The organism is Chthoniobacterales bacterium, assembly GCA_035274845.1.
Classification (GTDB): Bacteria; Verrucomicrobiota; Verrucomicrobiia; order Chthoniobacterales; family UBA10450; genus AV80.
Window position 1 is genome coordinate 342,678 of record DATENU010000022.1, and the last position, 20,142, is coordinate 362,819.

Consider the following 20,142-nt stretch of genomic DNA (forward strand, 5'->3'; position numbering starts at 1 on the left):
TTTCAACGAATCGGTTGCTCTAATGCACGTTATAAATCTCGACGAGACCTATCCCAATCCCACCGCTCTTCCCGGCGAGAATAGCGGTAAATGCTCCGGGCGGCAGTGATGTAAAGATTCCCGACTCTTTCGGATCGGAGAGCCCCAAACCGGCCGCGCTTAGTTGCGCGGCTGAGACAGGATCGTCCAGCCAGCCGTCGTTCATGACGAGGGTCGTCCCGTTACTGTCGTGCAGCTCTAAGACAGGGTCAGCCAGCACGGGACTAAGGCCAAACTGCTCCAAGGAGGGCCCGATTCCTCGGACTGCCACCTGAGTATTGTTCGTTCCACTAAGGATAAATCCTCCGATCATAACGTTCTCGGCAGTCCGGACAAAACCGCGAGTACTGATGTTCGCCAGTTGTGAATCAGCGAGGCCGTTTGTGTCGTAGATTTCCACCAGTCCTACGCCAGTGCCTTGGTCCTTCCCGGCCACGATCGCGGTGTACGCTCCGGGCTGGAGCGTCGCGACCAATCCCGCCTCTTTCTGGTCGGTCGGAGCCAAGCCGAGAGCGGTCAATTGGGCCGCTTGCGCGGAATTATCCTGCCAATCGTCATTTCCTAAAATCAATGAGCCGTCGCTGGCACGAAGCTCGAGGGTGGGATCGGCGAGTGTGTCGCTAATTCCAAACTGGGAAAGGGACGGCCCAATACCACGGACCGCCACGGTCTTGGGCGCGTTTCCAGTGATAATGAAGCCGCCAATGAGCACATTGTTGCCCGTTTCGACTCGAATCCGCGTCGAAATATTCAACGCCCGGGCCGAGACCGGAGTGGAAGACGGAGTCGCTGTCGGACTCGGTGTTGCCGTGGTCGCGGGAGTCGGAGTCGGAGTCCCAATAGGCGTGCCGGTCGGGGTCGCCGAGGGGGTGGGCGTGGGAGTGGCCGGGCCCGGTGTAGGTGTGGGAGTCGGTGTTGGACCCGCGGGAGGCTGGAAAAGGCGTATCCCCGCTGGCGTTTCTAAAGCGAGCCAGCGGCCGTCGGCACTCGCCACCAAGGTTCCGGTTCCAAATTGAGTTGAACCGCCGGATACGTTTTCGCCGATGTTGAGGCGGAACAATTCCGCAAACGTTTGCGTGCTATACGCAATGATTTGGTCGGTCGAACTGTGGACGCCGTACAGGGTGTCCGACATTGGATTGAACGCGACAGCTCCATCAATAAAGCCAAAGGTACGAAGCACAGTCAAAGCCGGTGCGGTTCTTAATGAGGGCTGGCTGACATATGTTTGAAGGACAACAAAGCTGCCACTTCGCTCCACTGCCCCAGTGGAGCTCGACAAATCGACTCCATTGGTTACAAGAGGCCCGAAAGTATTGGCACTCGCATCATAGGTAAACATTGGTCCGCTGGAGTCGTTGGACTCCAGCAAAAAAAATCGGGTTCCGCCACCGTTGCGATGAATTTGCGTATTCTGCCGCGGCTCTCCCCCAGGATCAGGGACGGATCTGATGCTTATGGCGTTAGTCGCCAAATTAATCTGTCGTAGCGGAGTCGTTCCAGACCCAGAAAATTGGGTCGTCACCAATGCCAATCCATTTGACCCAATCGCCACATCCCAGGCGCCGGCCTCGCCCGAGGCGCGCGTGTAACTGATGTTGGTAACATTTCCCGTAGGTAGAGCTACCTTGTGAAACACCCCTTGTGCAGCGCCGATGGCGTTTTGCGCTACGAGGAGAAATGAGTCGTCTCGCGCTATGTCAACTCCATTAAGGGAGCCGCCCAGATCATAGCTCGGTCCAAAGGTCAGCGTTGCCAGATCCAGAGTTTGGACGATGCCGTTGGAGTTCGTAATGTAAAGTTTTTGTCCGGCAAAATCGAACACCATATCCCGCCGGGTCGTGCTCGGTATCAGCACCCCACCAGCAGGCGTGGCAGTGGGTGTCGGCGTGGGTGTGGGAGAACCTGGGGTAGACGTTGGCGTTGGAGTCGGAGTCGGTCCCGGTGAAACTTGGAAAAGACGTATACCCGCGGGGGTTTCCAAGGCAAGCCAGTGGCCGTCCCCACTTGCTACCAATGTTCCGATCCCAAATTGAGCTGAACCGGAAGAAATGTCTTCGCCAATGTTGAGGCGGAACAATTCGGCGAATGTTTGTGAGCCATACGCGATAATCTGGTCGGTCCCACTGTTCACACCGTAAAAGATTTCCGACATGGCGTTGAAAGCGACACCCCCATCTAGCCCGTTAAAGGTATGAATATAGCCAAAATCCGGCGCCGTATTTAATGAAGCCGGGTAATTAAATACGCGAAGCCCGATCAGGCTGCCGTTGAAATTTACCGCTCCGCTGGCGCTATCCAGGGATATACCAGTGTTCGCCTTCAGCCCAAAAGTGTTCGTCGTCGCGTTATATGTGAAGACTGGTCCGCTAGAAACACCCCCTTCCATAAAAAAGAACCGCGTTCCGTCGCCGCTACGATGAATCGCCGTACCTGCCGTTACCAGTCCGCCGGGCGCATCCGATCGAATGCTGATGGCATTGGTAGCCAATTCAATCTGCCGCAGAGGAACATCGCCTGAGCCAGCATACCGGGTCGTTGCCAGCGCCAATCCATTTGATCCAATCGCCACGTCCCAAGCGCCGGCTTCGCCAAATGCCAGCGGGTAATTGATGTTGGTAACAGTTCCGGCAGGCAAAGCGACCTTGTGAAAGGTGCCTTGAGAGGCGGTGGCTGTGTTCTGCGCCACCAGCAGGAATGAGTTGTCCCGCGCGATGTCGAGCCCGTTGAGTGAGCCGCCCAGGTTGTAGCTCGTTCCAAAGGTAAGGGTGGCCAGATCGAAAGTCTGGACTATGCCCGTGGAGTTTGTGATGTAGAGCTTTTGCCCGGTAGAGTCGAACACCATGTCTCGCCGCGTCGTGCTTGGAATGAGCACACTTTGCGCTTGGACGGAGGCCAGAGTGAGCGCTGCGTAACCCGCGATCAGCCAATTACGCGCCGTTAGCTTCCTGTGGAGGTTGAACATTTGGAAGGCCAGTGAAGGAGATCGTCGCTTTTTCCGGCCTTAACTGAATTATCGGAACCGGTCAAGGATTTGTGCAACGCCAAACAGAGAGAAATGTTTCATTCAGGGTCTGGCAATTTCAGGAATTGGGTTTGGCCGACAGGGCACCTTGCTTCATCGTCGAGATCGTTTTTCCATCCAGGCCGAAATAGATTTTGGTCATTTGCTTTCCGCGCTCGTCGTAGGTCGCTTCCCAACCGTGGTAGCCCTCCTTGTGCAGGACAGGCTCGCCGTTCACCCCATGATAAGTCTGCCGGGTAACATTCCCTCGCGGGTCGAAGGTCGCCTTTACGATGGCAAATCCATTCGGCAAAAGACCGGCCTTCTCATCCAGGCCGAGGTAGGTCGTTTTGATTTCATTGCCGCGCTCGTCGTACTCCGCTTCCCATCCGTGGTGGCCGTTCTTGTGCAAAACGGGCTCGTCATGGGCGCCGTGAAACGTCATCCGGGTCATCCTGCCATGGACATCGTAGGTACCCTTGACGATCGCGAAGCCATTTTCCTGCGTGATTGGCTCCCCATCCAGACCGATAAACGTCCGGACGATCTCATTGCCATGATCGTCAAATTGCGCCTTCCAGCCGTGATACGATTTTTGGTAGAGCGCCGGACGATCATCGGGCCCAAAATAGGTCGCGCTGGTTTCATTTCCGCGCGCGTCGTAGCTCCACTTCACCGTGGCGTAACCGTCCGGCAGCAGGAGCGGTTTTCCGTCGAGACCAAAAAACGTTTTCGACGTCCTTCTTCCCCGCTCGTCAAAGCGCGCGTCCCAGCCGTGATGGCCTTCCTTGTGCAAAACCGGTTCGCCATTGACCCCATGCAAGCTCAGGCGGGTCTGCTTGCCGCTGGCGTCATAGTCCGACTTGATCGTCGCAAAGCCGGCGACAAGCAGCATCGGTTTCTCATCCAGGCCTACATAGGTATCGACGATCTCGTTCCCTCGCTCGTCGTATTCGGCGTTCCAACCGTGGTTGCCGTCCTTATGCAGCACCGGTTCGCCGTTGACGCCGCGATATCTCTTCCGGATCACCTTTCCCCGGCCGTCATAACTATTAACCGCCTTGTGAATCCCGGATTCCTTTTCAATCGTCGGATTCCCGCCCGCGTCGAAATAAGCGTGCTCCAGCTCATTGCCGTCGGAATCGTATTTCTTTCGAACGATGGCGTAACCGGCCAGCAAGGCAGCAGGTTTATCGTCCACTCCCAGGAAGGTAGTCGAGATTTCGTTTCCCCGGCCGTCGTATTCGGATTCCCAGGCATGGTTGCCATCCTTGTGCAGGACTGGTTCTCCATTGACGCCGAAGTAAGCTTGCCGGGTCTTCCGGCCCCTGGCGTCGAAGGTCGACTTCATCATCGCGTAACCTGAGGTCACCAGGGTCGGTTTCCCATCCAAACCGACGTAAGTGAGGGCAACCTGATTTCCGCGGCCGTCGAACTGTGCTTTCCAGGCATGGTTGCCGTCCCGGTGCAGAACGGGCTCACCGTTTAGGCCGTGGTAACTCATCCGCGTGGTCTTGCCTTGCTCATTATAAGTAGACCTGAAGATAGCGACCCCGGCCGCCAGCAGGGTTGGCTTCCCGTCCAGCCCCAGATAGGTCGACGTGATCTGGTTTCCGTGTTCGTCAAACTCGACTTCCCAGCCGTGATAACCATCCTTGTGCAGGACCGGCTCGCCATTTGCCCCGTGGAAGGTGCTGCGACGCAGCCTCCCATGTTCGTCAGTTTCGCTCTTGGAAATATACCAGCCATCCTTGACCGGCATCGGCTTCAGGTCGGGCCCCACGGAACGGACCTCGGTGACAAATCCCTTTTCATTGTAGGTGTACTGCAAGCCACAGTTGCCGGCGCTGTCGCGCATGTTCTTGCCGTCGGCGTCGAGCGAAAGCAGCTGAGTGACCTGGCCGCGAGAATTGTAAGTCACGCTTTGTCCAAACGCGCCGTCGGGTCCGGCAGCAGGGAGGTTCTTACCATCTCGATAAGTAATGCGGTCCTCCCATCCGTCTTTGTCGTAGTGGATGGAAACATACTCGGCCTGGGAGGCGCGTTGTATTTGCGGGAATCCATCCGGCCCCACGAAGTGAGCCAGCCGGGTGGACGACCGGTCCGTCCCAGGCAACGAATAGACGAAGCCAAATACCATGTTGCCGTCCCGGTCCAGCCCGCGCTCGTAGATGATTTCGCCGTTGTCGTTCGACACTAACTCCCATTGGCAGAAAGTGTGGAGACCGAGCCGCTCGGCGCGCGCTTGCGATTGGCCGCTTTCGCTGTCACCGGAATCCGAATCGCGTTTCCACAAGTAGGTCCCGAGGTTGTGATTCGTCGTTGGCTTCAGGTTGGAATCAACGACGACGACTCTGAAGGCGGGTTTCCACCGGACCCGCCACCCTTCCAAAGTAACGCCTTTGTTGATTAGGAGGTAGGAAACACCATGGTGGCGTGCTTCCTCCTCGGAGATGGGAATCGATCCCACGGGGAACCCGTTCCGCTTGATGAACTCGCTGTAGTAGGCCTTGTGTTCCTTGACGAAAACGTAGTAGCCGCCCCACAGGGTAGCCACCAGGGCGACCGCCAGGGCGCAGGCGATCGCGAACGTTAGGCGTTGCTTCCGCTGTTGCGCTACCTGTTGAACGCGGAGACGCTCTGCCTGGGCCAGAGCGTCGCGGGTCAGCCGCGAATCCCGGCTGGCTTTGATGACGGGAACGAGGACGTCATGGGTAAGTTCCACCCTGCGGGTGTGGTGGCGGTCTTCGTAGGCCAGAAGCCGGCGATTCACCAACTCATTGAGAATCGGCAGGGTCACATCCGGCCGGGTTAGCGCGTCATCCAGCGCGGAACTGTTGCGATGCCCGCTCGCGGTGAGGAGTTCGTCTTCGATAAAGAGGCGCACGCCCGGCGGAAAATCGTGAAGCGTGCGAAGGTAAAAATCCTCGAAGATCTTGTGCTGCTCGACATCCAGGAGGTCGGGCGTAATCTTCGCGTCCGGACCGCGCGTGAGGCGGCGCTCGTTCAATTCCCTCAGCACGAGACTGAGCAAGGCCGGGGCAACGGTCATCTCGCCGGTTTCAGCCGTGGCCCCGGCCACGTACTTCACGATGCGCTCCTCGACGCCCGGAGCCAGTAACCCGGCTCCGAGAGCAATCACCTGCCGCGCCTGTTTTTCGCCCATCGGCAAAAGGCGCAGGCGGTTCTGGCCGAGGGCACGGAATTGGGAGCGAATGCGATCGAGGTCCGCGAGATAATCTTCCCGCATCGCCAGGAGGACCTTGAGCGGCGCCGGCTTGAAGTTGAAACCTTTCACGCGTGAAGGATCCTCGCGCAAGGCCGCCGGCGGACGGTTCTCGACCAGGTCGGCAAGCTCGACGATGAATGCTTCCACCCGCGCCACGCGCGACGCCGTTTCCCGCCCGAGCGTGAAAGCTTCCTCGAATTGATCGAACGCCAGGAACGGCGTCACCAGGTCGTTCCGCGCGCTCCAGAAATGGTTGCCCTCGCGATGGAAATATTCCCAGAGCGTTTCATCCGGCTGCGGCTGCGGCGCTTCCACTCTCGCCGCGACCGCAGCCTCGGTGATGGCGTTCAGGATTTGTCGGGCCAGGGGCGCGGCGTCTTCGAGGAAATCCAACCGGATGGGGACGGGCAGAAAATTATCTTCCCGCAACGCCGGAAACAAACCGGCCTGGACCAATGATGTTTTCCCAAGACCCGAGACACCGTAGAGCAAAGTGAGCGTATCGCGCCGGACCAGGCGAACGAGGTCCTCAATCTCATCGCCGCGGCCGGCGAAAAATTCGCGATCGCCTTCGGTAAAGGAGGCCAGCCCGATCCAGGGATGCTGCGCGTCGGCCCGCTCGGCCACCGGTTCGCTCATTGGGCAGCGGCCTTCAAGCGGCGCTCGCGCACGATGTCGGTCAGAACCTTGACGAACTCCGGCTTGGGCTCGCCGCCGGCCGCGCGGGAATAGTGGAACTCGCGGAAGCCGCTAAAGCTCACCGCGCTCTCGGGCGTTTCATCAATGATCACCGGATGAATCAGCCGGGCCGTCGCCCGGTCCATGTCGCGCAGCCGCTCAAGGGCGCGATTCCATTCCCGAATAAAAATGCCTTCGTCGCGTTTGTTGGTGTTCGCGGAGATGACCGGCACAAAAACGTCGCAGCTGGCGATGTTCTGCTCGATCACCGGCCACCAGGGATCGCCCGAGCCCAGCCGTCCCTTGTCGAACCAGACATCGAGTCCGGCGCTGCCGAGCGTGCTTTGGAGCCGCTCCACCGATTCGACATCCTGGCTCGCATAACTCACGAAAACCGCCGGCGGCTTGGACGAGGTGAACGAGGCGTGCACCTCGGAAGGGGCGGGCTTGTCCGTGAATGCTTCCCATTTTTCGGATAACTGATCGACAAACTGGATCGGATTGGCGACGCCAAATGATTTCGTCTGCGGGCTGAAGTTCTCCAGGAAATCGCGCAGGTGAGCGTCGGACACCACCGCCCCATCGGCGACGAATTCCCGCGCTTCGTTGCCGCTATAAAGGCGCTCGCGGCGGCTGAGCCGGACGAAAAACCGCGCGAGCCAATCGGGGTGGGCATTGCCGATGAGCAACAGGCGCTTGGTCCGCAACTCGTCGAACAGATTCGCGAGACGCCCCGACATCGATTCTTCGTGGAGCTTCCAGATAAACTCGAGCGTCTCCTCGTCGATCAACGCGCTGTCCGGGATGCCGGAAATTCTTCCGAAAAGATGAAAAACGACTCGGTGAGGCGAGCGCGCGTAATCGCGCGGGATGTCGCAGAGAGCGGAATTCGGAGCGTAGGCGAAGACGTGATCCGCCGGGGCGCCGAGGGCTTTGGCAAGCAACGAATCCACCGTCGTGCTCACGAACAGACGAAGCGGCTCGATGGCGGCCAGCTTTCGGAGCGGCTCGGGAACTTCAACCTGTCCCTGCACCTCCGCGAGAATCTCGAAGCTCTTGACGTTAACGTCGTCGCGGGAATTGCGGCGGCTGGCGTTGAGATAGGCGGCGACCACCTGGTCGATGCTCGAGCAGGGACCGCATTCCTCGACTTCCAATTCCCGGGCCAGACGCCGCGCCAGATATTCGTAAAGAAGCTGTGATTGGCCCTCGATCTCGATTCGCAGGAGATCGCGGCCAACAATCGGGACCACAACGCCCTTGGAAATCGCCTGGAGCAATTTGCTCCATTGTTTCGAGTCGTCGTTCACGCTGGGCGTGAGATTGTCAGGAACCGGGCAAAATCGCAACTGTTCGCGTGCCGCCCTTTCCGGTCTTGTGTCGCTCTGGGGCGAACGGGCAGACTCCGCTTCATGAACCCACCCCGCGCCCTCGCGCTTACCGCTTTCCTGATGCTCTGCTTCTGCCGCCTGGCGGCGGGCGGCCCGGCGAACGTGATTATCGATTTGAAGAACAACTACATCCTCGGAGCGCTGGATAATGGAAAATGGCTCGATAGCGCCAAGGCCGGCGCTCTGCTGAAAGAGGGCACTTCGTTTCGCGCTTACGGCCTGGATCGAGAAATGGGCTCGACCAAAGCGGGCACACCAGAGTCGATGAGCGAACCGTGCCCCGATACGTGGACGGTGAAACTTTCTCCTCCGCGGGAAGAGGGGGCGATCGCGCTGAGTGGTTCGTGGAACGCCTTGCCGCGCAAACCGCGCAGCGCCGATGTTACCCAGCCCGTTTATGTGCAGGCGGTCCGCGAATTTCTTCAAACAAAAGGCCTGAAGGATCCCGAGGTCCACATCACGCAAATCCTGCGCGTCGACCTCGATGGCGACAAGGAAGAGGAGGTGTTGATCAGCGCGACCAATTACCTGACGAAGAAGAAGGGCATGCCGTCGAGCGCCACGGCCGGAAGTTATTCATTTGTCCTGTTGCGGCGGGTCGTGGAGGGCAAAGTGAAAACGCAGTCGGTCGAGGGCGAATTCTATCCGAAGCAAAAGGAATTCAACGCGCCCAGTCGGTATCGCGTCCTCGCCGTGCTCGATCTGGACGGCGACGGCAAAATGGAAGTGATCGTCGACAGCGAGTATTACGAAGGCGGCGCCACCACAATCTACCGATGCACGCCGGAGAAAATCGAAGAGCTGATCTCGACTGGCTGCGGGGCGTGAAGTTGGAGCGACGGCGTCGCTCCAAGGCGCGGGGACAGCCAGCCCACGCTTTCCTGTTGCAATTCGCGCCGGGAATCGTTCTCCTCGCGCAAGCGCAAGGATCCGCCGCCAGCCGAATTCATTCATAACCGGACGCCAACCATGGACCCAAATCCGCCAAGCCCAACTGCCGACCTCAGCGAACGAAGTCGCCCCGAATTAACGATTCGTGGCCTGATCATCGGCGTGATCATCACGCTCGTCTTCACGGCCGCCAACGTTTACTTCGGCCTCAAGGCCGGCCTCACTTTTTCAACCTCCATCCCCGCCGCGGTCATCTCGATGGCGATCCTGCGCTATTTCAAAAACGCCACTGTGCAGGAAAACAATATCGTCCAGACCGTTGCCTCGGCGGCCGGCACCCTGTCGTCGATCATCTTTGTTTTGCCGGGCCTCATCATGATCGGCTGGTGGACCGAGTTTCCCTTTTGGATCTCATTCCTGATTTGCGCGCTCGGCGGCATTCTCGGCGTGATGTATTCGATTCCGTTGCGGCGCGCTTTGGTGACCAATTCCGATCTGCCGTACCCGGAAGGGGTCGCCTGCGCGGAAGTGCTCAAGATCGGCAGCGGCGATCAAGCCCATGCGGCCGACATCGAACATAGCCGCGCTGGATTGCTCGCGGTGTTGTGGGGTTCGATCGTTTCCGCGGGTTTCGCCATCATCGTCGCGACGCAAATCTTCGCGGCCGATGTGGCGCAAACTTTCCGGATCGGCAAACGCGGCGCGGTCAGCGGTTACGATTTTTTCCTTTCCTTCGCGCTGCTCGGGATCGGGCACCTGGTCGGGCTCTGGGTTGGAATTGCGATGCTGGTCGGCGCGTTGATCGGCTGGGGATGGGGCGTCCCACATTTCTCCCAAATGGTGACCGACCTGATCAATTCCGGAGCCACCAATCTTCCGAAGGCGGTCGTGACTGCCGTCGGCACGGGCGACCCCGCCAAAATCACGGGGGCCGTGTGGAGTAATTATGTCCGCTTCCTTGGCGCGGGCGCCATCGGGGTTTCCGCGATTTGGACTTTGCTCAAGCTGGTGAAGCCGGTCGTGAGCGGACTGGCCGGCGCAATGGCAGCGAACCGCGCGCGCAAAGCTGGCCAGGCCCACACCTTGCCGATCACGGAGCGCGACATTCCAATCGGGATCGTGGCCATCGTCACTCTGGTTTGCATGCTGCCAATCGGATGGGTCCTGGCCTATTTCGCGAACTCAAGTGGCCTGGGCAGCCATATGTGGACTCTCACCATCGGCAGCGTTTTCTATGTTGTCCTGATGAGCTTCTTTGTTTCCGCGGTCTGCGGCTACATGGCTGGACTCATCGGTTCTTCGAATAGCCCGCTGTCCGGCATTGGCATTCTCGTCGTCATTGGCGCTGCCTTGCTCCTGGTCTTTGGCGTGAAATCGCAACTCCCGGCGGACGCGGGCAAGGCGCTCATCGCCTTCGCTCTGTTCACCACCGCCGTCATTTTCAACGTCGCCGCGATTGCCAATAATAACCTGCAGGATCTGAAGACCGGCCAGCTTGTGGATGCGACTCCGTGGAAGCAGCAGGTGGCGCTGATCATCGGCGTGCTCGCGGGCGCGGTCGTTATCCCGCCCGTCCTCGATCTGATGAACCAGGCCTACGGATTCGTCGGCGCTCCCGGCGCGGAGACGCGCGCCACCCCCTTGGCCGCGCCCCAGGCGGGTTTGATTTCTTCCCTCGCCAAAGGCGTGATCACCGCCGACATCGACTGGAGCCTGATCCAAACCGGCGCGCTGATTGGCGTCGTGGTCATTATTCTGAACGAGACTCTTTCCCGGACGACAAAATCCATGAGTCTGCCGCCACTCGCCGTCGGCCTCGGGATTTATCTGCCGACCCAGAGCACGCTGATGATTGTGGTCGGCGCGGTGGCCGGCTGGTTCTTCGACCGCGCCGCCGATCGGACCGCGAGACCAAAATCGACCAAGGATCTCGGGGTCTTGCTGGCGTCAGGTCTCATCGTCGGGGAAGGGATCATCGGCGTCGTGCTCTCCGCGATCGTTGTCTTCTCCGCCAAAGATGCGCCGCTCTCGGTGGTCGGTCCGCACTTCGAAACCGCCGCCGTCTTTATTGGCGGCGCAGCCTTCATCGCGATCGCATTCGTTCTTTATCGCTGGATTCTGCGAATGGCGAACAAGGCGGGGACGGCATAGCGCTGTAGCGGCGGTCTCGGACCGCCGAAATCGTGAACCGTAACTCATCCGTCCGACGGCCATCCTCCTTCGTTAAAACGCGTTCGGCGGTCAGAGACCGCCGCTACAAACATGCAGAATCCGCCTAACGAATTCCCGGACATTGTTGGCGTGGTCCCGGCAAACCCGGTCCTGGCCCGGTTCCGGCCGTTTATTCCACCCTCGGCGCGACTCCGCGAGCTCACTCCCGTGCCGGTCATCCTGGGGACGGCGCTCGGGATGCTCTTCGGCGCGTCCTCGCTTTATCTCGTCCTCAAAGTCGGGCTGACGGTGAGCGCGTCGATCCCGGTGGCCGTTCTTTCCATCACGGTTTTCCGGTTCTTCTCCTGGATATCGAAGGGCAGGCTTCGGAACGCCACCATCCTCGAGCACAACATCGTCCAGACCGCGGGATCGGCAGGCGAATCGATCGCTTTCGGGCTTGGCGTCACGATGCCCTCGATCATGATTCTCGGGTTCGATCTCGAGGTGACGCGCGTCATGCTCGTCGCCACCCTCGGCGGACTCCTCGGCGTCCTGATGATGATCCCGTTGCGACGCGCCCTGATCGTCCAGCAGCATGGATTTTTGAAATATCCCGAAGGCACCGCCTGCGCCGAGGTGTTGAAAGCGGCCGCCTCCCCCGAATCTCGCGATGCCGCCCATGCCGGCGACGCAGTGGCGCGGGCCGCGGCCGACGAAGCGGTCAGCGGCGGCAAAACTATCATCGGCGGCTTCGCGATCGGCTTTCTCTATTACGGGCTCCAGCAAGTCTTCAAAGTCATGAAGGAAGTTCCGGAGAAGATTTTCGGAAAGCCGTACGACGGCGCATCGATTTCTCTCGAGAATAATCCCGCTCTTCTCGGGGTCGGCTACATCATCGGCCCGCGCATTTCGGGTCTCATGATGGGTGGCGGCGTCCTTTCGTATCTGGTCCTGATTCCGGCCATCAAATATTTCGGCTCGGTCGGGAGTTTGCCGCTCGAGCCGGAGAAAACGCACAGCATCGCCGACATGTCGGTCGAGCTAATCCAGAAGCGCTACATTCTTTACATCGGCGCGGGCGCGGTCGCGGCGGCGGGCATTATCAGCCTCTTCCGGTCGATCCCTCTCATCTGGCATGGATTGAAAGGCGGGTTGGCCGACTTGCGCCGCTCCGGCACGGCCCAAACTGATGTCCCGCGGACGGAGCGGGATCTGTCGATGAAATGGGTGGTCGGCGGCATCATCGCCCAGCTCATCGTCATCATGATCGCGCCCCAGTTGAACCTGCGCTTTAACTTGTTAGGCGCGCTCCTCATCGTTTCGTTCGGTTTTCTCTTCGTCCTGGTATCGTCGCGGCTGACTGGCGAAGTCGGCTCCTCTTCCTGCCCGACCTCCGGCATGACGATCGCGACCGTTCTCCTCACCTGCCTGGTCTTCCTCCTCATCGGTTGGACCGCGCCGCCCTATTTTGTCACCGCGCTTTCGATTGGCGGGATCGTCTGTATCGCTTCGTCGAACGGCGGAACGATTTCGCAGGACCTTAAGACCGGTTTTCTCGTCGGTTCTACCCCCAGCGCGCAACAAATCGCGATCCTGATCGGCACGCTGGCCTCCGCCCTTATCCTCGGGCCGATCCTTTTACAGTTTAACCAATCCGCGACTGTTTATGTTCCCGTCGCCGGCAACGCTGATTTTGCCGCGCTCTCGGGCGCGCATGTCAGCCCGGCCGATTACCTGAAGGACGACCGCGGCCAGCCGAAGCGCGAACGCGTTTCGGGCGCGCAAGCTGGAAACGATTCGACCGAATATTTCGTCTATCACAAAACGGATACCGAGAATGGGCCCGCCGGCCGGTATCTGGTGAATAACGACGGCTTCCCGGTGTATCTGGTGGACCCTGGAATCAACGGCGTTTACGAAAAGCGGCCGGACGGCTCGAGCGTCGAGAAGTTCACCGCCCCGAAGGCGACCCTCGTCTCCTACATCATCAAAGGGATCCTGGGCGGCCAGTTGCCCTGGGGCCTGGTTTTGTTAGGCGTCTTCATCGCCATTGTCCTGGAACTCTCGGGCGTCTCGGCCCTGGCGTTCGCGGTCGGCGTTTACCTCCCATTCTCCACTTCCGCGCCGGTCTTTGTCGGCGGAATGGTGCGTTGGCTGGTGGATCGTTATACGCGGAGCAAGCACGCCGGATCCGCTTTGAGCGAGGACGAACTCATCGCGGAAGGCGACAAGAGTAGCGGTGTGCTGCTTTCCTCCGGTTACATCGCCGGCGGCACCCTGGCCGGGGTGATCTTTGCTTTCATCAACATTCCCTGGAAAGAGTGGCTCGACGCGTTTCAAAAGTGGGCGGAACTGCACAACCCGTTCTTCGAAGGGCCCCAGTCCGACTTGCTCTCGATGATCCCGTTCGTCGCGCTCTGCGTCCTCCTTTATCTGGTCGGACGCGAAGTCTGGTTTGCTCCGAAACGCAGGTAAGATCATCGCGCTGCGATGACTCGCGAACGGCGAAGCACTAGATTTGCCGCGCCGCGATCGCCACCTGAACGGTGGCGAGAACGTTTATGAGGCAGTGCAACAACATGGTCAGCAGGGTCGAGTTGGTCATGGCCCGCGCCGTGCCGAGGAGCAGGCCCAACCCGAACGCCAGGCAAATCCAATACCAATCGAATGTTAGATAAAAGATGGTCCACAGCACTGCCGTAATAATTGCGGCGCCCTGCCAGCGCAGGCGAGAGGCGGCCAGTCCTTTAAAGATGAATCCGCGGAAGCAAACCTCTTCGAAGATCGGCTCAGCCGTTACGACGACCAGCCAAAGCATCCAGCTCGGAGAGACAGCACCATAGGTTGCCAGCAGAAACCGCCCCACCATCGGACGGTGCAGCAACAAGGAGATCCAATCGAATAGCAAACAAAAGCCGAAGGTGATAAGACTCCAAAGCAGCACCTGTTTCAGAGGAGGCCACCTCAACGCCAGATAGTCTGTCGAGTTCGAACCCCGTTTCAGCCTCACGATACCGAGGACAAGCGACATGCCCACAAGCAGACTCGCGAGCGTGCAGTAGGCGTGAAAGCCCCCGTCGAATCGCAGTTCTCTGACGAATGCTGATACCGCCGCTCCGTTAGGCCTCAATGAAGCATACGCGATCATAGCAACAAACTCCGTGAGGACGAATACGACCGCGATCAAGACGCTCCAAAGCACGGTGGCGAACGGGCCCCACACCCCGAAGCGGGTTGGGTTCGCTGGCTCAGGCGGCTCAGCTACGGTTTGGGGAGCTTGAAATTCCACGGGCGGCTCGCGCCTTAGATCCGGGCCGTCTCCCACGCCATAAACGTGTCGAGATCGGCTCGAACCGATTTCAGCGCGAGGCTCACCACGAACGCGTCATCGATGTGTCCGAGCACCGGTATCCAATCGGGAATGACATCGAACGGCGAAACGAAATAAAGGATTGCCGCGATAATCGTGAGCAGGTTCGTCTCGGAGACGTCCCGATATTCCGCCCGATGATAATCACGGAGCACTCGGATCATCGCCATCAAATACGGCCAGGTATCGGCAAAGGGCCCGCGGGGAATCACGTTGATCTTTCCGATCGCGTCCTCCACCAGCTGGCGCATTCGATCCGGGGTCTCGCGCGTAGTTCTCCGCATCCATCGCCGCGCGGCGAAAGGCAGGGCTTCGCGTGATCTCGTCACCCACCGTTACGACGGGCTGGCGCGCGCTCGGTTTCGCCACGGTCTTGGCCGGGCGCCGGGCTCGGGATGCTGGCTTGGATTTTTTCATTGGACCGTCGCGAACACTATCTCCCCGATTCCCGCATCACAACGCCAAAGCGCGGCCGGAAATTTCCTTGTCTCCACCACCGCTCTGCTTCGAACATCGGGGAATGAAGATCAGGATTTTGGTTTGTCTCGGGCTCTTGCTCGGTCCACTTGCACTCATCGCGGAAGAAACAAAGCCGGCCGCCTCCGCGACGCCCTCTGCGAGTGCGCCGATGGAATTTGACTCATTCATCCTGGTTCTGCTGGTCCGTCCGGCGAACGCGCCGGAAAAGCCAAAGGCCGAATTGGACAAGCTTCAGGAGGGACACATGGCCAACATGCGACGGCTTGCGGACGAAGGAAAACTGTTCAAAGCGGGTCCGACCGAGGATTTCTCCGGGCGCAATGTCCGCGGCATCTTTATTCTGAAAACCGATTCGGTGGACCAGGCGCGCGAATGGGTCGCAACCGACCCATCCGTGAAAGCGGGGCGGTTGACACCGGAGTTTCTGAAGTGGTTCGTGCAAAAGGGCAGTTTGAAGTAAGCCCGGCGATCCCATGAACTCGACTCCGTCCCTTCCCTCGCCCGATCGAAATGAACGCTGGAAGTTCGTCCGGGACGTCGTCGTTTTTCAGATCAAGATGCTGCTCGATAATGTCCGCGACCTCGTCCTGATGCCGGTAGCGCTCGGGGCGGCGTTGATCGATCTCATCCTCCGCGGCGAGCGCGAAGGGACGCTCTTCTACAAGGTGCTGCGCTGGGGATGGCACAGCGAGAAGGTGATCGATGTTTACAGCGCGATCGAGGACCACCCTCCGGGCGATTTCGAGGTCGGCCGCAATTACACGGTGGATGGCGTGATCGCGCGGCTGGAAGACGTGGTGGCGCGCGAAGTAGAAAAAGGCGGCACGGCGGCGAGCATCAAGAACGCGATGGATCGCGCCATCGATCAGCTTCACGCCGGCACCGGCGGCGCGCGCGACGCCGTCGTTCGCACCGCCGACAAGATTCGGGAGAAATTCGAGACTGACTGATTACTTCAACGGGCCCTAGTGCCCGTGCCCGTACGTTTTCTCTCCGGCGTTCACCTCCACGTCGAGCTTGTTCCCTGGGGGCGGCAACGGGCAGGTCGCATAGGGCGTGAAAGCGCAGGGCGGGTTCTCCGCCTTGTTGAAATCGAGCGTGACTTCTCCGTTCACCGGCTTCTCGGCGTAAAGAAATCGCCCCGACTTGTAGGTCGCGTTTTCATTCGACGCGTCGCCAAAGATGAGAAAGAGCGTCCCATCATCTTCCTCCACCGCCTGAAGCGACGAAGGCTTTCCCTTCAGCGTGAATTTCAGCGTGCCCGGGCTCTTCATCTTGAAAAAGCCGCCGAGTACATTCGGCACTTTCATTTCCCTCGCTTCCGTGCCCGGTTCGAGCCGCGCGGTCACTTTGTAACTTTCGTCCACCGGGAACCAGTTCAGTCCTTTGAAATTTCGCCGCGCCTCACTATTGCTGTCCTTCAGCCGAATCCCAAAGCGCTCCTCCCGCTTGATCAGGTAAAATGTCTGCGTTCCCGTCCGAATCTCAGTCGGCTTCCCCCTTTCGTCGGAAACCAGAGTCTGTGGTCCCGTGATGCGTTTGCCATCGGCCTGCGCCTCGACTCCCTCAGCCACCTTCAAGACGGCCGCGTCATTCTTGAACTCGATCTCTCCGAATTCGCCGGGCGGAAAGTTGTTCGTCAGACGCACATCAAACTTGTCGCCGGCGCCGACCGTGTTCACTCCCTCCTTCAGCCAAAACAGTCCCGCCACCGTCAGCCAGCCTGTCTCCGTCTTGAGCCTCGTCTCCCGGTCGCTCCGCCATTTTTCAATCTCTTTGGCGTAATCCGTCTGCGCCCACGCCGAAGTCACTGACGCAAACGCCAGCGCCATCAAAATGCCAAGATTTCGTTTCACGGACCAAGTCTATAGCAAGATCCTGTTTCGTTCTTCTGTCTTTCAAGTGCCGGAGGCATGCCGGATTAAAGCCCGGAGCGAGCCCCGGCGAGGTCCGGGATCTCGCAGCAGAAATCCAAAGCCCCCGCGAGTTGCGACGGATGCGGATCATGTTCCGGCGCCCAATCGAACAACCGATATTCCGCCGCCCCTTCGGGGCTTTGAATCCTGGGGACAGCATGAGCCCGGCAGTTCCGCTGACGCTTCACTGCCGACTTTATTCCGCCGCCCCTTCGGGGCTAGAATTCTTGGCGATCGCCGTCCGGAGTTTCGCTCTCGCTGTACTCCCGGCCTCAATCGAACGCGTATGGTGCTTTGATCACAATCCCATTCGCGAAATCCGCGCAATCCGCGGTTTTATTTCCTTTCAAACGCGTTTTCCATCTTCGCCAGATCGAGCTTCACCATCTGCATTACTTCGTGCATGACCCGCTGCAAGCCGGCCGGGTCTTTCGCCCATTCGGAGAAGAATTTCGACGGCGTCACCTGCCACGAGAGCCCGTACTTGTCCGTGAGCCAGCCGCATTGGACTTCTTCGCCGCCACCGGCCGTGAGTTTATCCCAGTAATAGTCGATCTCCTCCTGGGTATCGCAGTTGATCACAAGGGAGATCGCTTCCGTGAACTTGAACTGCGGTCCGCCGTTCAAGGCCACGAATTGCTGTCCATCCAGCTCGAAGTCCACCGTCATCACCTGCCCTTTTCTCCCTGGCGGCTCGTCACCGTAATGCGTGATCTGTCCGAGCTTCGCATTCTTGAAGACCGACACGTAAAACCTCGCCGCCTCTTCCGCCTGCCCATCGAACCAGAGCATTGGAGTAATTCTTTGCATCGCTCACAATGTCGTCGAGGCAGGCGCCACGCAAGCCGATGGGGCGTGCGGTGCCCTCATAAATTGTCGCGAATCGCGAGTTTTGAAACGAACGGCCGAGCTGAAGGTGTCGAGACCGCAAGGATCCATGTGGTTCAGTCTTATGCCCCGCTAAAGTCTGGCGGGGCTCGCACCTTGTTGTATACTGCAACCGCCCGCCTCCACCCTGACCGAACCAACTTCTTCACCCAAAGGAGAGATCATGGAAAACCCCCAATCACTCTTGGAAACTTTCGAGCACGTCGTTGTCCTCATGCTCGAGAATCGCTCTTTCGACAACCTGCTCGGCTATCTTTACCAGAATGGCGTCCCGCCCGGAAAACAGTTTGCCGGCGTCGTGGGCAACAACCTGACTAACCCAGATGAGAACGGGAATCCGGTTCCCGTCTCGACCCAAACGGACTACCACCAACCCTACCCCGATCCGGGTGAGGAATTCGATCACGTTACCGCGCAAGTGTTCGGCGTTCCGGCCTCAGACACTCCGACTCCGACAATGCAGGGCTTCGTGCGGGACTATTTCAATACCCTGACGGCGCTGCCGAAATGGCCAGGTTCGGCCGACGCCCAGAGCAGGGAGATCATGCAATGTTTCACCCCGGATTCTCTTCCGGTGCTAAGCCAGCTGGCCCAGCAATTCGCGGTTTTCGATCATTGGTTCTGCGCCGTGCCCAGCCAGACATGGTGCAACCGGGCGTTCTGGCATGCGGCCACTTCCTGGGGCTGGGTTAACAATCCACCCGCGTACGGCGACCCTCCCTGGAACCTCGACAATTGGGCTGAATCGAGCAAGGGCGCAACGCTCTTCGATTTGCTGGAGACGAAATTTGGAACCGGCAGCTGGCACATCTACGAGGACCTGGCGGTAGGTTTGACCAAGCTGGTTCACTGGGGAGATTTGAAAGACAAAATCGGCGAAAACTACTTTCGTTACTTCGAAGGTGGCCAACCTTTCTTCCGGAATTTCTTCACCGATTGCGCGGCAGGTGAACTGCCGAAGTACTCATTCGTCGAACCGCATTTCATTAACTTTTTAGAGGACGTCCTGTGGCATGACGACATGCACCCCTCTTCGTTCGGCTCGGAGCTTTACTCGGATGGTGGCCCCGGCAGTGTCCTGCTCGGCGACCGGCTCGTCTGGAAGGTTTACCAGGCAATTCGCAATTCCCAAACCGCTAATGGCAACAACTGGCAGAACACTTTGCTGATCATCACCTTCGATGAGCACGGCGGCGGCTACGATCATGTTCCCCCGCCATCAATCGCCCCACTCGACCCCTGTGGATTTAACACCGGAGCCGGAGAGGAAGGTTTCACGTTCAATCGGTTGGGCGTTCGCGTGCCGATGGTAATGGTGTCGGCGAACATTGCGGCAAACACGATCGTGAACACTCCCATGCATCACTGCTCCTTCTTGCAGACAATGCAACAGAGGTGGGGCCTGTCTTCGCTCGGGCCTCGTCAGGACACCGCGCCGCCCTTTACCGAAGTGTTCACTGCAACCGCACGTGACCTCAGCACATGGCCTGATTGGACCGTTTATCCCGGACCGTCGTCAACCCTCGTTGAAGGTCTGATGGGGCAAGTCGAGCCGGGCGCTCAGCCGCTCAACGATCTGCAAAAATCAATTATTGAGGCGATTGGTAAGTTTTACGTACACGATCCGCTGTTGAGCGGCCTGTTGGTCAACAGCGCCGCGGATGCGAAGGAATTTCTTGAGAAGGTCAGGAAGCTTCGCCACCCGGGATTTTTTTGAGGAGTGGCAGAGTCGTCACGCGCTGTCGGCTTCAAGCGGGAAATTTCCTTTTTCGCTCCGCGGTATAGGACCACCACGGACGCGCGGGGGCTCCTTCCATGAAGCGAACGGCCGAGATGAAGGTGTCGAGAACGCAAGGGTCCTGCCGGGCGCGGGTTCGCTCGCATAAGGCCTGGTAAAGAGATTGCGGGTTCTTCCCGATCAAGTCCCGCGGCTGTTTGATCCCGATCGATCGCAGATCACGGGCGATCGATGCACCGACATTGGGGATGGCTTCGAGGACTGTGGCCAGCCGCGCCTGAGTCGCCTTGCGTGTGGTCAGCCTCGATGGCTGGCGTCTCCTGGTGGGCAAGCTGGACGTGTTCATCGTTAAGGTAATCCGGAA

14 protein-coding genes are annotated in these 20,142 nt (G+C 59.1%); 6 read left to right on the forward strand and 8 right to left on the reverse strand.

What is annotated here, in order from left to right; translation table 11 throughout:
* Positions 1–19 precede the first annotated feature (19 nt).
* From VJU77_17565 to VJU77_17575, 3 genes are all read right to left on the reverse strand, one after another.
* The gene (locus VJU77_17565; GenBank protein ID HKP05162.1) at positions 20–3,004 is read right to left on the reverse strand and encodes a hypothetical protein; all 2,985 of its coding nucleotides are present in this window, start codon (positions 3,002–3,004) and stop codon (positions 20–22) included.
* Between the two features lie 118 nt (positions 3,005–3,122).
* The gene (locus tag VJU77_17570; GenBank protein HKP05163.1) at positions 3,123–6,911 is read right to left on the reverse strand and encodes a hypothetical protein; all 3,789 of its coding nucleotides are present in this window, start codon (positions 6,909–6,911) and stop codon (positions 3,123–3,125) included.
* Entirely contained in the window at positions 6,908–8,260 is a 1,353-nt protein-coding gene (locus tag VJU77_17575; GenBank protein ID HKP05164.1) for a toll/interleukin-1 receptor domain-containing protein, read from the reverse strand. Before VJU77_17575 ends, VJU77_17570 begins: the two co-directional genes overlap by 4 nt.
* Before the next feature lie 102 nt (positions 8,261–8,362).
* Between VJU77_17575 and VJU77_17580 the strand changes: the two genes are divergently transcribed.
* The 3 genes from VJU77_17580 (at position 8,363) to VJU77_17590 (ending at position 13,861) form a co-directional block, all read left to right on the forward strand.
* The gene (locus tag VJU77_17580) at positions 8,363–9,169 is read left to right on the forward strand and encodes an FG-GAP repeat protein (GenBank protein HKP05165.1); all 807 of its coding nucleotides are present in this window, start codon (positions 8,363–8,365) and stop codon (positions 9,167–9,169) included.
* A gap of 141 nt (positions 9,170–9,310) precedes the next feature.
* Positions 9,311–11,383 (forward strand): oligopeptide transporter, OPT family, encoded by a 2,073-nt coding sequence (locus tag VJU77_17585; GenBank protein HKP05166.1) that lies wholly within the window; start codon positions 9,311–9,313, stop codon positions 11,381–11,383.
* 111 nt (positions 11,384–11,494) lie between these two features.
* Positions 11,495–13,861 carry an oligopeptide transporter, OPT family gene (locus VJU77_17590; GenBank protein HKP05167.1) on the forward strand — a complete coding sequence of 789 codons (2,367 nt, stop codon included), beginning with the start codon at positions 11,495–11,497 and terminating at the stop codon, positions 13,859–13,861.
* Positions 13,862–13,898: 37 nt separating this feature from the next.
* Here the strand turns inward: VJU77_17590 and VJU77_17595 are convergent, their stop codons facing one another.
* Both VJU77_17595 and VJU77_17600 read right to left on the reverse strand, forming a co-directional pair.
* The gene (locus VJU77_17595; GenBank protein ID HKP05168.1) at positions 13,899–14,675 is read right to left on the reverse strand and encodes a CPBP family intramembrane glutamic endopeptidase; all 777 of its coding nucleotides are present in this window, start codon (positions 14,673–14,675) and stop codon (positions 13,899–13,901) included.
* A 14-nt stretch (positions 14,676–14,689) separates the two neighbouring features.
* Positions 14,690–15,007, reverse strand: a complete 318-nt coding sequence (locus VJU77_17600; GenBank protein ID HKP05169.1) for a YkvA family protein — start codon at positions 15,005–15,007, stop codon at positions 14,690–14,692.
* A gap of 269 nt (positions 15,008–15,276) precedes the next feature.
* Between VJU77_17600 and VJU77_17605 the strand changes: the two genes are divergently transcribed.
* Both VJU77_17605 and VJU77_17610 read left to right on the forward strand, forming a co-directional pair.
* Positions 15,277–15,696: a YciI family protein gene (locus VJU77_17605; GenBank protein ID HKP05170.1), complete on the forward strand. Its 420-nt coding sequence runs from the start codon at positions 15,277–15,279 to the stop codon at positions 15,694–15,696.
* A 13-nt stretch (positions 15,697–15,709) separates the two neighbouring features.
* Complete coding sequence (locus VJU77_17610) at positions 15,710–16,186, forward strand: hypothetical protein (protein ID HKP05171.1); 477 nt, start codon at positions 15,710–15,712, stop codon at positions 16,184–16,186.
* A gap of 15 nt (positions 16,187–16,201) precedes the next feature.
* Here VJU77_17610 and VJU77_17615 read toward each other — a convergent pair whose 3' ends face one another.
* Together VJU77_17615 and VJU77_17620 are read right to left on the reverse strand one after the other, a co-directional pair.
* Positions 16,202–17,092, reverse strand: a complete 891-nt coding sequence (locus VJU77_17615) for a DUF1684 domain-containing protein (GenBank protein HKP05172.1) — start codon at positions 17,090–17,092, stop codon at positions 16,202–16,204.
* A gap of 396 nt (positions 17,093–17,488) precedes the next feature.
* The gene (locus VJU77_17620) at positions 17,489–17,962 is read right to left on the reverse strand and encodes a VOC family protein (protein HKP05173.1); all 474 of its coding nucleotides are present in this window, start codon (positions 17,960–17,962) and stop codon (positions 17,489–17,491) included.
* Positions 17,963–18,203: 241 nt separating this feature from the next.
* On the opposite strand from VJU77_17620, the gene VJU77_17625 reads away from it, so the two are divergent.
* Positions 18,204–19,757, forward strand: a complete 1,554-nt coding sequence (locus VJU77_17625) for an alkaline phosphatase family protein (GenBank protein HKP05174.1) — start codon at positions 18,204–18,206, stop codon at positions 19,755–19,757.
* 31 nt (positions 19,758–19,788) lie between these two features.
* On the opposite strand, the gene VJU77_17630 is transcribed toward VJU77_17625, so the two are convergent.
* A complete protein-coding gene (locus tag VJU77_17630; GenBank protein HKP05175.1) occupies positions 19,789–20,124 on the reverse strand; it encodes a helix-hairpin-helix domain-containing protein in 336 nt (111 codons plus the stop codon).
* Between the last annotated feature and the right edge of the window lie 18 nt (positions 20,125–20,142).